The organism is Pseudomonas sp. AM14(2022) (assembly GCF_036346455.1).
GTDB lineage: Bacteria > Pseudomonadota > Gammaproteobacteria > Pseudomonadales > Pseudomonadaceae > Aquipseudomonas > Aquipseudomonas putida_A.
Genome location: NZ_JAOTNY010000006.1, coordinates 214,061 through 228,941 on the forward strand (window position 1 = coordinate 214,061; position 14,881 = coordinate 228,941).

A 14,881-nucleotide genomic window follows, 5' to 3' on the forward strand; every position below is an offset into this window, starting at 1 on the left:
CGGTGAAATTCCCCTGTGGCGAGGGAGCTTGCTCCCGCTGGGCTACGCAGCAGACCTGAATGCAGAAACGGTGGTCTGACAGGCAGACCGTTTTTGCTGGATCAACGACGGCTGCGCCGCCGAGCGGGAGCAAGCTCCCTCGCCACAGAAGTTCAACTGTAGGAAACGAATCCTCGTCGCCCTTGCATTCCACCCGTGTGCACGAAGATCAACCGTGTACCTGACGCGAATCCGCCCGCCTCGATCCGCTCCTTGAGCGCCAGCAACGCCTTGCCGGTGTACAGCGGCTCCAGCGCAACGCCGCTACAGCGTTCAATGCTCTCGATGAATGCAAGTAGCTGCGTGTCAACCTTGGCGAAGCCACCGCGACTGGCGTCGAGCAGCTCGTAGTCGGCAGCAGCGACACCTGCCTCCTGCATAATCGCCGCCACCTGCGGCGCCACCCCATGATCCTCGGGCACCGCCAGTGCGCCATACACTGGATGCGCACCGGCCTCTGCGAGCACCAGCCCTGCCAGCGTCGTCCCGGTGCCGCAGGCCAGCCACCAGCCGTGATAATTGCTCCAGCCCAGGTTGCCCAGTTGCGCGATCACCTGCTCCTTCAACACCTTGCAGCCCAATGCGCCCGCCAATCCGCCACCGCCCTCCGGCACCGCATGAAAATCTGGATACTGCGCCCGCCACGGCTCCCAGAACCCCGGCTCATGCCGCGCCCGATAGCCGCCGTAACCAAGCCAGTGCAGTTGCATGCCGAACGCTTGCAGATCGCTGACCGTCGGCGTCTGCTGTGGATGGCCACGCAACAGCCCAACGGTTTCGAAACCCAGACGCTTGCCAGCCGCCGCCAGCGCATGCAGATGATTGGAATGCGCGCCACCCAGGCTGATGATGCCCTGCGCGCCGGCGCGGTCGGCGGCCTTGAGATGCTCGACGAGTTTGAACCATTTGTTGCCGCTGATCAGCGGGTCGATCTGGTCGAGGCGCAGGATCGCGACCTCGATTCCGGCGTTGGTGAGCCAGTCGAGTTGAAGCAATTCGAGGGGGGCTTGGGGTAGCCAGTTGGCGGGAGGAAGAAGCATGGGCGACTGATCATTCGAGGCAGAGCCGGCATTCTAGTCGCTCACAGGACGCAATCGCGAGCAGGCTCACTCCTACAGGATCCGCGCCATCCATAAATGTTGCGCACACTGCCAATCCACTGTGGGAGCGGGCTTGCTCGCGAAGGCGTCGTGTCAGTCGACATGTGTATTGGCTGACACTCCGCTTTCGCGAGCAAGCTCGCTCCCACAGGTTAAGCGGCGTAGCTTAAAGTTCAGCGGCGAGGCGCGAACCCTGGTTGATCGCGCGCTTGGCATCCAGCTCGGCCGCCACATCAGCGCCGCCGATCAGGTGCACACTCTGCCCCGCCGCGACCAGACCGTCCTGCAGATCCCGCAGTGGATCCTGTCCGGCGCAGATCACGATGTTGTCCACCGCCAGCACTTGCGGCTCGCCGGTTTCGCCGATACGGATGTGCAGGCCTTCATCGTCGATTTTCAGGTATTCAACGCTGTTGAGCATCTGCACCTGCTTGTTCTTCAAGCCCGTGCGGTGAATCCAGCCGGTGGTCTTGCCCAGGCCATCGCCGACCTTGGTTTTCTTGCGCTGCAACAGGAACACTTCGCGAGCCGGCGCGTGCGGCGCTGCTTTGATCCCGGCCACGCCACCGCGCGCTTCCAGGTTCGTGTCGATGCCCCACTCTTTCCAGAACGCGGTGCGATCCAGACTGGTGGCCACGCCTTCGTGCACAAGGAATTCCGAGACATCGAAACCGATGCCGCCCGCGCCAATCACCGCGACACGCTTGCCCACCGGTTTGCGCTCAAGGATCACGTCCAGGTAGCTCAGCACCTTGGCATTCTCCACGCCCGGAATCGCCGGCACGCGCGGCGCGATGCCGGTGGCGAGGATGATTTCGTCGTAACCGCCCTCCACCAGTTTCGCCACGTCGACGCGAGTATTCAGGCACACCTCGACATTCGTGGTCTGCAGCTTGCGCTTGAAGTAGCGCAAGGTTTCGAAGAATTCTTCCTTGCCCGGCACACGCTTGGCGATGTTGAACTGGCCGCCGATTTCGCTGGCCGAATCGAACAGGGTTACCTGATGACCGCGCTCGGCCGCCACGGTCGCGGCGGACAGACCGGCAGGGCCGGCACCGACCACGGCGATCTTCTTGATCTGTTGCACCGGCAAATAGTTGAGCTCGGTTTCATGGCAGGCACGCGGGTTGACCAGGCAACTGGTGAGTTTGCCGCCGAAGGTGTGATCGAGGCACGCCTGGTTGCAACCGATACAGGTGTTGATTTCGTCGGCGCGGCCTTCGGCGGCCTTGTTGACGAAGTCCGGGTCGGCGAGGAACGGCCGCGCCATCGAGACCATGTCGGCATCGCCTTCAGCGAGGATCTGCTCGGCGATTTCCGGGGTGTTGATGCGGTTGGTGGTGATCAGCGGAATGTTCACCGAACCACGCAATTTGGCGGTGACCTTGCTGAACGCCGCGCGCGGCACCTTGGTGGCGATGGTCGGTATCCGCGCTTCGTGCCAGCCGATGCCGGTATTGATGATGGTCGCGCCGGCCTGCTCGATGGCTTTGGCCAGGGTCACGATCTCTTCCCAACTGCTGCCGCCCTCGACCAGATCGAGCATCGACAAACGGAAAATGATGATGAAGTTCGGGCCGACGGCTTCGCGTACGCGGCGGACGATTTCCACCGGCAGGCGCATGCGGTTTTCGTAACTGCCGCCCCAGCGGTCGGTGCGGTGGTTGGTGTGCGCGGCGAGGAACTGGTTAATGAAATAACCTTCCGAGCCCATGATCTCCACACCGTCATACTCGGCGCTCTGCGCCAGTACCGAACAGGTGACGAAATCGCTGATCTGTTTCTCGATGCCCTCCTCGTCCAGCTCTTTGGGCTTGAACGGGTTGATCGGCGCCTGAATCGCACTCGGCGCCACCTGTTTCGGGCTGTAGGCATAACGCCCGGCGTGGAGGATCTGCATGCAGATCTTGCCGCCCGCCTCGTGCACTGCGCGAGTGACGATGCGATGCTTGAGCGCTTCTTCCTCGGTGGTCAGCTTGGCTGCACCGGAGTACACGCCGCCCTCGTCGTTCGGGCCGATACCGCCGGTGACCATCAGGCCGACGCCGCCACGGGCACGCTCGGCGAAGTACGCGGCCATGCGTTCGAAGCCACCCGGTTTCTCTTCAAGGCCGGTGTGCATCGAGCCCATCAGGGTGCGGTTGCGCAGCGTGGTGAATCCCAGGTCCAGCGGGGCCAACAGGTGCGGGTAATGAGCGGCGGTCATCGGTAACTCCACAACGTGCGATCACGGAAATTGCGGGAGCTCTGCGTCCCCCGTCAGTCATGTTCGACAGACTAAGAGTCGCACTGCTGTCACTCAATGACCGAAACTGACAACTTATTGATCCAAATGCGCAGCGCCCCTTGGCAAGCGCAGGCATGCGCCCTACCCTAGTCGCCACACCCTGTACCCGGCTGTTGTTGGTTTTCATGCGCAAACTTCTGTATCTGTTTTTCTCCATGGCCATCGTTGCCGCCCTGACCACCTACGCCATGTGGGCGGCGGACCGGCCGGCGGGGCATTACCTGTCGGACCTGCGCATCAAACTGGCGGTCGATCAGGGCACGCCCGCCGACCGCGGTAATCTGCTGGGCATCCAGCCGGAACTGTTTCCCACCGACTACCAAAGCCCGGAGCGCCTGCACCGCAAACTCGCAGCTTATCTGCAGCAGGCACAGGATCAGGGGCTGCTCAACGAAAAAACCGTGGTGGTACTGCCCGAGCATGTCGGCACCTGGCTGATGATCAGCGGCGAGAAAGACGAGCTGTATCAGGCGCCGACCCTGGTCGAAGCGATGAACTGGCTGGCGGCGAGCAATCCGTTGCTGTTCGCCCGCGCCTGGCTCACTGCCAAGGGCGAAAATCGCCTCGACGACGCGCACCTGCGCATGAAGTCCAAAGCCATGGCCAAGGATTACCAGACGTTATTCGGTGGTCTGGCCAAGGAATTCCACGTCACACTGGTGGCCGGTTCCATCGTCCTGCCCGAACCGAGCATTCGTGATGGCCAACTCAAGCCCGGCAGCGGCGCGCTGTTCAACAGCAGCGTGGTGTTCGGCCGTGATGGCGTGCCGTTGGGCCAGCCCCAGCGGCAAATGCACCCGATCTTCGAACAGCGCGACGTGATCAATAGCGAAGACGAGCATGCGATCAACGTGATCGAGACCCCGGCCGGGCGTCTGGGTGTGCTGATCGGCAGCGACAGCTGGTACCCCGACAACTATCGCCGACTTGACGAGCAAGGCGCGCAACTGGTGGCGGTGCCGGCCTTCGTCGTCGGCCACGACGCCTGGAATCAGCCGTGGGCCGGCTACAAGGGTTCGAGTACACCCGGGTCGGTCAGCCTCAAGCCCGGGGAAATCAGTGAGGGTCAGGCCTGGCATCGCCTGACGCTGACCGCGCAGCCGCCGAGCAGTCGCGCGATTGCTGGCATGAGTGTGTTCCTGCGCGGCCAGTTCTGGGACAAGCCCGGTTCGGGGCAAAGCTTCCTCAGCAGCAACGGTCAGCAATTCGCCGATGGCGAAGCCCGTGGCGCGCGTCTGCTGAATATCTGGTTGTAAGCCATGAAGCCGCTGCCGATGCGCCTGGGGGATCTGTCGGTAGGTTTCGTGCACAGCCTCGCTGATGCCGTGCGCAGCCAAGGTGCCGATCCGCAACCGCTGCTCGAACAATATGGGCTGGATGCTGCGCGACTGGCCGAGGCCGGCGCGCGGTTGTCGATTCCGCGCTACATGCGTCTGGGGCACAGCGCGATTCAGTTGACCGGCGATCCGGCACTGGGCTTGCGCATGGGCCAGCTCAGCCGCTTGAGTCAGGCCGGGCTCGCCGGGGTCACTGCCGCGCAGGCGCCGACCGTGCGCGAGGCCGCCCGTTGTCTGATCCGCTTCGAGCCGCTGTACGGCTCCAACTATCGCGGGCAGTCGAGTTTTCACGAAGACGCTCATGGCGCGTGGCTGCGCTTCTATTCGATCAGCCCGTACAACGCCTATAACCGTTTTGTAGTGGATTCGATCATTGCCGGCTGGCTGCATCAGCTGTCCAGCGTCGGTCGCGAGCCACTGCGCGCCGAACGCATCGAGATCGAATTTGACGCGCCGGACTATCGCGACGCCTACAACGTCTTGGGCGACTGCCCAATCCAGTTCGGCGCCGAACGCAATCAATTGCGCCTGAACCTGAACAGCCTCGCACAGCGTAATCCCGAGCACTGCCCGAGTACCTGGCGGCATCTGCTGCAATTGTGTGAACGAGAACTGGAGCAATTGACCCGCACCCGCAGCCTGCGTGAACGCATCACTCAGCTGTTGGGGCCGTTGCTCAATGGTGGCCGGGAACCCGACCTGGAAGAAGTGGCGGCGCGCCTGAAGCTGCCGACCTGGACGTTGCGGCGCAAACTGGCCGAGGAAGGCACGCAGTTTCGCGCGATCCTCAATGACACCCGCCGTGATCTGGCGATGACCTACATCCGCGACACCGAACTGGCGTTCGGCGAGATCGCCTACCTGCTGGGCTTTGCTTCAGCCGAGGCGTTTCAACGCGCCTTCAAGCGCTGGAGCGGCCAGACCCCCGGCGAGTTTCGCCGCAGTCACCGCAAAACCGCCTGACACCTTACAACTCGGTGGCGTCTTCGGCCGGCTCTGGCTGATCCAGTTCATATGCCTGGTATTCGAGCAGTTCTTCTTGATAGTCATCCATCGTGTGATCCCCCTGCTGCCCGTTTGAAAATAGCCCGGTCAACTGACCAGTGCCTCGAGCCTATCGTGCCCGTATGAAGGAAAAGTGACATCCCGCCTTCATGAATAAAACGTAGCAGGTGGTCAGGAATTTATCGCAGGATTTTTGTCGGGGGAATGTAACGAGATTTGAGTACACCACAAAACAAATGTGGGAGCGGGCTTGCTCGCGAAAGCGCAGTGTCAATCAACATATACATTGACTGATACTCCGCTTTCGCGAGCAAGCCCGCTCCCACAGGAGGGCTGCGCGCAGCTTATTGCATCGCCGGAATCGGCTCCGATGGCGGCGGGATATTGGTCGGGTTGGCCGGCGGCGTGATCGTTTCGGTAGCCGGTGCAGGCTCTGCACTCGGTGCCGGGGTGATCGGCGCTGACTCGGCCGGCGGCACCACTGGCTCAGAACCCGTTGGCGTCGGCGCAACCGGAGCGGGGGCCGGGGTCGCTGCCGGGGCTACCGGCGTCATGTTTTGGGCAGGCTCGACAATCCCGGCTGGCGGCGGTGCAGGCGTTGCCTCTACCGCCGGTGCAGGTGTAACCGGCGCTACAGCGGCAGGCTTGGGCTCAGGCACTCCGAGATCGGTCTTGGGTTTTTCTTCGATGTGCGCGGCTTTCTTCGCATCGGCTGGCAGGAACAACTCAACCAGCGTGAAGAACCGCTCGTAGAACTTCTGCGAGGTCACGGTTTCGCTGGCGACCTTGACCATTGAATCGTCCGAAGAACCGATCGGCATCGACACCGAACCCAATACGCCAACCCCGAGACTGGCGGAGTTGTTGGTCTTCTTCAGCGCGTAGCGATCCTGCAGGGCATTGGCGAACACCGTGGCATGGTGCTTGGCACTGCCATCTTCGGCACACACCACGTTGAAGCTGATTTCCAGGTGGGTTTCCCCGGTCTGCTGGAAACTCTTGTGGCCACTGACCAGTTTCGGGTCACTGCTGGTGATGATGTAGCCCTGGCTGAGCAACGCACGACGGGCCGCCTCGCAACTCGCGGTGTCGGCCACCGGATAATTGCGCGAGAACGTGCCGGAATCATCGAAGTTCTCATGCTCATAGATCGGCTTGTCCTTCGAACAGCCAGCAACAGCGGTCAACAACAGCGCCAACCCAACGACACGCATGGGAGTTGAAATCAACATTGAACATCCTGAGGAAAAACAGTCCGGGGCGTATTGTGCAACAGAACGTGGCCCTGCGGCGCATGGATTGTGTCTTAAAGCCGTTACAACCCTATTGACCCTTGTTTGCCGGAAAAAGTCGCAGCGACAAGTGATCGATGAAGACGCGCAATTTGGCGGTGGCATGGCGACTGGAGGGCCACAACACCCAGAACTGACCGGTGTGCTGCATATGCGCATCCAGCACTCGCTGCAAGCGCCCCTGCGCCACATCCTCATGGGTCATGAAATCCGGCAGGCAGGCGATACCCATCCCTGCCAGGGCCGCATGATTGACGGCTTCGATGGAGGTGGTGACCAGCCGCGTCGGCAAGCTCGGCTGCGGCGCGCCCTCCTCGCCAATCAATGGCCACGGCTCCAGCTTGCCGGTGGCATGAAAGGTGTGCCGCAAGCAGGCGTGCTCCGCCAGATCGGCGGGAATTTGCGGTACGCCGCGCTGCTGCAGATACAACGGGCTCGCCACCAGCACCATGTGAAACTCGCCCAAGGGCCGCGCCATCAGGCGTGAATCTCGTGGTTGACCGGTACGAATCACCGCATCGAAGCCCTCCTCAACCACGTCGACCATGCGATCAGTCAGGTCCAGATCCAGCTCGATCTGCGGGTACAGCGCCATGAACTCATTCATCACCGGCATCACCAGGCCATGCACCTGCGGCAGGCTGATGCGCAGTTTGCCATGGGGCTGCGAGGCGGAATCGCAAAGTTCGAACTCGGCGGCTTCCACCTCGGCAAGAATTTTGCGACAGCGTGCGAGGAACAGCGCGCCCTCGCTGGTCAGGGTGATGCTGCGGGTGGTGCGATGAAACAGCCGCACGCCCAATCGCGCCTCCAGCCGGGCGATACTTTTGCCCACCGCTGAAGACGACACGCCCTGCAGCCGCCCAGCCTCGGTAAAACTGCGGGTCTCGGCGACTTGAACAAACACCGAAATACTGCCCAGACTGTCCATTCCGCCCCTCCGATTCACGACATCCGTGTCCGATATGTTCGGAACCGTAACCCATTTTTCTCCACTGCGCAGCGCCCTAGCCTATGGCCTTCACCCACTTCGGCACATGGACGCTGACTCATGAACGACGCACAACTGACCTCGGCCCTCACCCAGCCAGTCGACACCCGCGAACGATTGCCCCTCGGCGCCCTGCTGGCGCTGGCTACCGCCGGCTTCATCACGGTGCTGACCGAAGCCATGCCCGCCGGCCTGCTGCCACAAATGAGCGCGGGGCTGAATGTCTCCCAGGCACTGATCGGGCAACTGGTCACCCTGTACGCCATTGGCTCGATGCTCGCCGCCATCCCGCTGACCATTGCCACCCGCGGCTGGCGTCGTCGGCCATTGCTGCTGACAGCCATTGGCGGCTTCGCCATCGCCAACAGCATCACCGCTCTGTCGGAGTGGTACTGGCTGACCCTGATCGCACGTTTGCTCGCCGGGATATTTGCCGGGCTGCTGTGGGCGTTGCTGGCAGGTTACGCCAGCCGCATGGTCGCGCCACACCTGCAAGGCCGGGCAATCACCGTCGCCATGCTCGGCGCACCGCTGGCACTCTCGCTGGGCATCCCGGCGGGAACACTACTCGGCACGCTGGTCGGCTGGCGCCTGAGCTTCGCCATCATGACTGCGCTGACGCTGTTGCTGGTGATCTGGGTGCGCTGGCAAGTGCCGGACTTTGCCGGAGAACACGCAGGAAAACGCCTGCCCCTGCGTCAGGTCTTCACCCTGCCCGGCGTACGCTCGGTGTTGTTCGTGACCTTGACCTACGTGATCGCCCACAACCTGCTGTACACCTACATCGCACCGTTCCTGCAACCGTCAGGACTGGCCAGCGATATCGACCGGGTGCTGCTGGTGTTCGGCCTGGCCTCAGTGCTGAGCCTATGGATCGTCGGCAGCCTGATCGATCGCTGGCTACGCGAACTGGTGCTGATCAGCACGCTGCTGTTCATGCTCTCCGCCATCGCCTTGGGGCTGTGGCGAGAATCGGCGACCGTGGTCTACCTCGCCGTCGCCGTGTGGGGCCTGGCGTTTGGTGCGATGCCTTCGCTGCTGCAGACTGCCTCGGCGAAAACCGCTGGAGAGGCTGCCGATACGGCGCAATCGATGCTGGTGACCCTGTGGAATGTCGGGATTGCCGGGGGTGGTTTGGCGGGTGGTTTGCTGCTGGGGAGTCTGGGGGTTGGGGGTTTTCCGTGGATTGTTGTGGGGTTGCTGGTTTTGACCTTGAGTGCGGTGCTGAGGGCGAGGGGCTATGGGTTTGTGTGATTGGGATGTTTGTCTGTGAGGGGTCGGGCGACTAGTCGGCCGTCTTCGCTGGCAAGCCAGCTCCCACAGTGGGATTGAGTGCAGGCAGTTGGAGATTGGTCGTCTGTCAGGCCGCCATCGCGAGCAGGCTCACTCCTACAGTAAAGCAAAAGCCGACCGCACGCTTTTCACCACTCAACAGGATGAGCGCAAGCTCGGCTGCAGCTCTTGATCTTGCCGTGCCGGCCCCTTCGGCAGGCTGAGTGGAGGGGTTTATCCGGGGGTGGGAGCGCAGCGACCGTTCGACGAAGTCGAACACATCGAGAGGAGGTGCAGCGAAGCAAACCGGAGGCGATGCCCCCGGATGAATCCCGTAACGAAGGAACCCGAGCCACGGCGAGGGCCGAACGCCGGGGCCAAGCCTTTTGGGTTACCTTTTCGGCGTCTGGAAAAGGTGACTCGCTGTAAGAGCGAAACCGCCAGCGGCAGCACCCGAAGCAACGGATATACACCCAAATCTCAACCATAAAAAAAACCCCGACCATAAGATCGGGGCTTTCCAGTTACCACTCAGTCAACCATCAATACCGCTTGATGTCCGCCTGACTCTCCAACTGCTTACGGAACGCCGCAAAATCCTGCTGACCTTCACGCGAAGCCAGGAAACGACGGTACTGCGCCTTCTCTTCATCAGTCGGCGCTACCGCTTCATTCACACCGTCCAGACGCACAATCATCAGACTACCGTCCTGCAAGGTCACGCTGCTGAACGTCGGCTTGCCCTTGGCTGCCGGTTTCGGCATGCGGAACAACGCCTGCAGCACAGTCGGGTCAACCCCTTCCTGAGCACGGGTCGCCGCCGTCACAACCTTCCAGCTCTGGCCGTCAACCGCCTTGTCCTGCGCAGTCTTGCCATCGCGCAGACCAGCAATCAACTGGTCAGCCTTGGTCTTGGCCGCAGCGCTGGCGTGCTCTTTGGTCAGTTGGGCACGGATCGCCGTGTTCACCGCTTCGAGTGGCAACTGCTCAGGCTTCAGATGTTCCTTGGCGCGCAGCACGACCACGGTTTCCGGGTCCAGCTCGATACCGGTGCTGTTGGCGTTTTCTTCCAGCACTTCCTGACTGAACGCAGCCGTCACCACCGCGCGGTTGGCGGCGATGCCTTCGCCACCTTCACGGCCGAACGGCTTGGAGGTGTGCACAGTCAGTTTCAGATCTGCCGCAGGCTGGGCCAGGTCAGACGCTTCGAACGCCGAGTCTTCCAGTTGCTTGGTCGCCTCGACAAAACGCTGCTCGACCTGTTGAGTCTTCAGCTCGCGGGTCAGCTTGTCTTTCAGGCTGGCCAGGGTCGGCACTTCAGGCGCTTCAACACCCAGCAGCTTGATCAGGTGGTAACCGAAGTCGGTACGCACCGGCTCGGACACCTGGTCCTTGTTCAGCGAGTACAGGGCTTTTTCGAAAGCTGGATCATAGACGCCAGGACCGGCGAAACCGAGGTCACCGCCATTGTTGGCCGAACCCGGATCCTGCGAGAACTCCTTGGCCAGCGCTTCGAATTTCTCGCCCTTGGCCAGACGCGCCTGGACTTCTTCGATCTTCGCCTTGGCCTGAGCGTCGGTGGTCTTGTCGTTGACTTCGATCAGGATGTGCGCCGCACGACGCTGTTCCGACAGGTTGGCGATCTCTTTCTGATACGCCGCCTGCAGGTCTTCATCCTTGACCGCAACCTGGTCGAAGAACGAAGACTTCTTCAGCTCGACATAATCGACGACCACTTGCTCAGGGGTCATGAACTCCTTGGCGTGCTCGTCGTAGTAAGCCTTGACCTCATCGTCGGTCAGCTTGACCGCGGCCGGGTCGGCCTTGACGTTCAGCGAAGCGAAATCGCGGGTCTGCTTTTCCAGACGGGCAAAGGCCAGCACTTCGGCGTCGGTGACGAAGCCGCTACCGGCAACACCGGCGCGCAACTGACCTATCAGCATTTCCTGAGCCAGCATCTGGCGGAATTGCATGCGGGTGTAGCCCAGTTGACGAATCACCTGGTCGAAGCGCTCGGAGCTGAACTTGCCGTCCACCTGGAATTCAGGGGTCTGCAGGATCACCTGATCCAGTGCACCTTCGGAGAAAGCGAATTTCGATTGTTCTGCGCCTTGCAGCAGCAGCTTGCGATCGATCAGACCCTTGAGGGCCGATTCGCGGAGCATTTTTTCGTCAAGCAAGGAAGCATCGAAGTCCTTGCCCAGTTGTTGCATCAGCTGACGGCGTTGCATGTCAACGGCCTGGCTCAGCTCGTTCTGGCTGATTTCTTCACCATTGACCTTGGCCGCATCGTTGGTGTGCGTCGTGGCCTTGAAAATGGCATCGAAACCGGTCAGAGCCATCAGTGCAACGATGACCCCGATAATGGTCTTGGCAATCCAGCCTTGTGAATTGTCCCTGATATTCTGCAGCATGCGTCCCCCAGAAACGGTTGAACTTCAAAAATTAGGCAACCGTGGAGCGTGGGTAGAATCCGGATAGAAGAAAGGCGCATCCGAGGATGCGCCTTCTCGTAACTGGCGGAGCGGACAGGGCTCGAACCCTCGATCCCGGCGTTACAGGCGGCTGTTCCAGCGACCTGCTCTACCGCTCCGCTGCCAAGTCAGGCATGACCCCGACCCGGATGGGTAAAAACCTGAAACAAACTAACTTAGTTAACAGCTTCTTTCAGTGCTTTACCGGCTTTGAAACCTGGCTTTTTAGCAGCAGCGATTTGCAGCGTCTTGCCGGTCTGTGGGTTACGACCAACGCGAGCTGGACGATCAGTCACGGAGAAAGTGCCGAAACCAACCAGAACAACGGAGTCGCCAGCCTTGAGAGCGCCAGTGACGGATTCGATTACAGCGTCCAGCGCACGGCCAGCAGCAGCTTTCGGGATATCAGCGGATGCAGCGATAGCATCAATCAGTTCCGACTTGTTCACTCTAAGTCCCCTTATATCTATTTTGAGATGATTCTAAGTTTTTTGGTGAAAGCAAAAACGAGTGCTGAATGGCCTACAGACACTTAAGAGCCGCTTTATAACAAGGGCTCTAAAAAGCTGTCAAGGAAGCCCCCCAGGCAAAAACGTATTAATGCGTGCTAATTCTTTCCTTTGAATCAGACTCACGTTTTTCGTCCTTGGAAACTATCTCCGGAGCCACATCCGGCAAGGGCTCCGGCGCGTATTGCAGCGCAATTTGCAGGACCTCGTCAATCCATTTAACCGGTTTAATCTGCAGATCCTGCTTGATATTGTCAGGAATCTCCTTCAGATCGCGCACGTTCTCTTCCGGAATAATCACAATCTTGATTCCGCCACGGTGAGCCGCGAGCAGTTTTTCCTTCAGACCACCAATCGCCAACACTTGGCCACGCAGGGTAATTTCGCCGGTCATGGCGACATCGGCGCGCACCGGAATCCCGGTCAAGGCTGACACCAGTGCCGTGCACATGCCCACACCCGCGCTAGGACCGTCCTTCGGGGTCGCCCCTTCCGGCATGTGAATGTGCGTGTCGCGCTTCTCATGGAAGTCCAGCGGAATACCCAGGCTTTTGGCACGGCTGCGCACAACGGTCAGCGCCGCAGTGATCGATTCGACCATTACATCGCCCAGCGAACCGGTCTTGATCAGCTGACCTTTACCCGGCACCACAGCCGCTTCGATGGTCAGCAATTCACCGCCCACCTGCGTCCACGCCAGGCCAGTCACCTGACCGATCTGATCCTGTTGCTCTGCCAGACCGTAGCGGAATTTACGCACACCGAGGAAGTGTTCGAGCAGGTCAGCTGTCACTTTTACCGAGAAGCGTTTTTCCAGCGCATGTTCTTTCACAGCCTTGCGGCAGACTTTGGCGATCTGACGTTCGAGGCCACGCACACCGGCTTCACGGGTGTAGTAACGGATGATGTCGCGGATCGCTTCCTCGTCGAATTCCAGCTCGCCCTTCTTCAGACCATTAGCGGCAATCTGCTTGGGCGACAGGTACTTGACGGCGATGTTGATCTTTTCGTCTTCGGTGTAGCCCGGCAGACGAATGACTTCCATCCGGTCCAGCAATGCCGGCGGGATGTTCATCGAGTTCGAGGTGCACAGGAACATCACATCGGACAGGTCGTAATCGACTTCCAGATAGTGATCGTTGAAGTTGTGGTTCTGCTCCGGATCGAGCACTTCCAGCAACGCCGACGCCGGGTCGCCACGCATGTCGCTGCCCATTTTGTCGATTTCATCGAGCAGGAACAGCGGGTTGCGCACACCCACTTTTGTCATCTTTTGAATCAATCTTCCTGGCATCGAACCAATGTAAGTCCGACGATGACCACGAATTTCCGCTTCATCACGCACGCCACCGAGGGCCATACGCACAAATTTACGGTTGGTGGCGTGGGCAATCGACTCTGCCAGCGAGGTCTTACCCACGCCAGGAGGACCCACCAGGCACAGCACCGGGCCACGGATCTTCTTCACGCGCTTCTGCACGGCGAGGTATTCAAGGATGCGCTCCTTGACCTCTTCGAGACCGTAGTGATCAGCGTCGAGAATGTCTTCAGCACGCGCCAGGTCGAGGCGTACCTTGCTTTGCGCCTTCCACGGCACCTGCACCAGCCAGTCGATGTAGGAGCGCACCACGGTGGCTTCAGCGGACATCGGCGACATTTGCTTGAGCTTGTTCAGCTCGGCGGTGGCTTTGGCCAAGGCATCTTTCGGCAGGCCGGCAGCATCGATGCGCTTTTTCAGCTCTTCGATTTCATTGTGACCTTCGTCACCGTCGCCCAGCTCTTTCTGAATGGCCTTCATCTGCTCATTCAAGTAGTACTCGCGCTGGCTGCGCTCCATTTGCTTTTTGACGCGGCCGCGAATGCGTTTTTCAACTTGCAGCAGATCGATTTCGGCATCCAGCAAGGCGAGCACGTGCTCGACCCGGGCCGACAGATCGATGATTTCGAGGATTTCCTGTTTCTGCTCGATCTTCAGCGCCATGTGCGCGGCCATGGTGTCGACCAGACGACCCGGCTCATCAATGCTGTTGAGCGACGACAGGACTTCAGCCGGGACCTTCTTGCCCAACTGCACGTATTGTTCGAACTGCGACAGCAGGCTGCGCACGAACACTTCGGATTCGCGCTCGGCGGCGTCGACTTCGTCGATCAGCGAGACTTCGGCGCGGCAATGCCCGTCGACTTCGCTGAAGCGCTCTACAGCACCGCGCTGCTCACCTTCGACCAGAACCTTGACGGTGCCGTCCGGCAGCTTCAGCAGCTGCAACACAGTGGCGATAGTACCTACGCGATAGAGAGCGTCTTCACCGGGATCATCGTCAGCCGGGTTTCTCTGGGCCAGCAGCAGGATCTGCTTGTCGCCCGTCATCGCGGCCTCGAGGGCTTCGATGGATTTCTCGCGCCCCACGAACAGCGGGATAACCATGTGCGGATAAACCACGACATCACGCAATGGCAGGAGAGGCAATTCGATGGTTGTCTTCATGATTTCGCCTCTACGGCGGCCATATGGCCGTAATCAGATGGAATTAAACTTGAAACCAAGATGGGGGCTGCCTTGAAAAAAAACAAGCGC

General features: G+C 60.4%; 10 protein-coding genes. 3 read left to right on the forward strand and 7 right to left on the reverse strand.

Translation table 11 applies throughout. From position 1 onward, the window contains the following. Window positions 1-152 precede the first annotated feature (152 nt). Together V3W27_RS14685 and V3W27_RS14690 are read right to left on the reverse strand one after the other, a co-directional pair. Entirely contained in the window at window positions 153-1,079 is a 927-nt protein-coding gene (locus V3W27_RS14685; protein WP_330206911.1) for a 1-aminocyclopropane-1-carboxylate deaminase/D-cysteine desulfhydrase, read from the reverse strand. 226 nt (window positions 1,080-1,305) lie between these two features. Next, the gene (locus V3W27_RS14690) at window positions 1,306-3,345 is read right to left on the reverse strand and encodes an NADPH-dependent 2,4-dienoyl-CoA reductase (protein ID WP_330206912.1); all 2,040 of its coding nucleotides are present in this window, start codon (window positions 3,343-3,345) and stop codon (window positions 1,306-1,308) included. Window positions 3,346-3,551: 206 nt separating this feature from the next. Between V3W27_RS14690 and V3W27_RS14695 the strand changes: the two genes are divergently transcribed. Both V3W27_RS14695 and V3W27_RS14700 read left to right on the forward strand, forming a co-directional pair. Continuing rightward, window positions 3,552-4,682 (forward strand): carbon-nitrogen hydrolase family protein, encoded by a 1,131-nt coding sequence (locus V3W27_RS14695; RefSeq protein ID WP_103369259.1) that lies wholly within the window; start codon window positions 3,552-3,554, stop codon window positions 4,680-4,682. 3 nt (window positions 4,683-4,685) lie between these two features. Beyond that, the gene (locus V3W27_RS14700) at window positions 4,686-5,726 is read left to right on the forward strand and encodes an AraC family transcriptional regulator (RefSeq protein ID WP_103369258.1); all 1,041 of its coding nucleotides are present in this window, start codon (window positions 4,686-4,688) and stop codon (window positions 5,724-5,726) included. A gap of 386 nt (window positions 5,727-6,112) precedes the next feature. Here the strand turns inward: V3W27_RS14700 and V3W27_RS14705 are convergent, their stop codons facing one another. Together V3W27_RS14705 and V3W27_RS14710 are read right to left on the reverse strand one after the other, a co-directional pair. After that, window positions 6,113-7,000 (reverse strand): DUF2242 domain-containing protein, encoded by an 888-nt coding sequence (locus V3W27_RS14705; protein WP_247268570.1) that lies wholly within the window; start codon window positions 6,998-7,000, stop codon window positions 6,113-6,115. A gap of 91 nt (window positions 7,001-7,091) precedes the next feature. Further along, window positions 7,092-7,991 carry a LysR family transcriptional regulator gene (locus tag V3W27_RS14710; RefSeq protein WP_330206913.1) on the reverse strand — a complete coding sequence of 300 codons (900 nt, stop codon included), beginning with the start codon at window positions 7,989-7,991 and terminating at the stop codon, window positions 7,092-7,094. 120 nt (window positions 7,992-8,111) lie between these two features. Here V3W27_RS14710 and V3W27_RS14715 point away from each other — a divergent pair, with 120 nt between their 5' ends. Further along, window positions 8,112-9,305: an MFS transporter gene (locus V3W27_RS14715; RefSeq protein ID WP_330206914.1), complete on the forward strand. Its 1,194-nt coding sequence runs from the start codon at window positions 8,112-8,114 to the stop codon at window positions 9,303-9,305. Between the two features lie 560 nt (window positions 9,306-9,865). Here V3W27_RS14715 and V3W27_RS14720 read toward each other — a convergent pair. The 3 genes from V3W27_RS14720 to lon form a co-directional block, all read right to left on the reverse strand. Further along, window positions 9,866-11,737, reverse strand: coding sequence for a SurA N-terminal domain-containing protein (locus V3W27_RS14720; protein WP_330206915.1), 1,872 nt, complete (start codon window positions 11,735-11,737; stop codon window positions 9,866-9,868). 236 nt (window positions 11,738-11,973) lie between these two features. Beyond that, window positions 11,974-12,246, reverse strand: a complete 273-nt coding sequence (locus V3W27_RS14725; protein WP_008077714.1) for an HU family DNA-binding protein — start codon at window positions 12,244-12,246, stop codon at window positions 11,974-11,976. Window positions 12,247-12,394: 148 nt separating this feature from the next. After that, on the reverse strand, window positions 12,395-14,791 hold the full coding sequence (gene lon / locus V3W27_RS14730; RefSeq protein WP_003223634.1) for an endopeptidase La: 2,397 nt from the start codon (window positions 14,789-14,791) through the stop codon (window positions 12,395-12,397). Window positions 14,792-14,881: the final 90 nt, after the last annotated feature.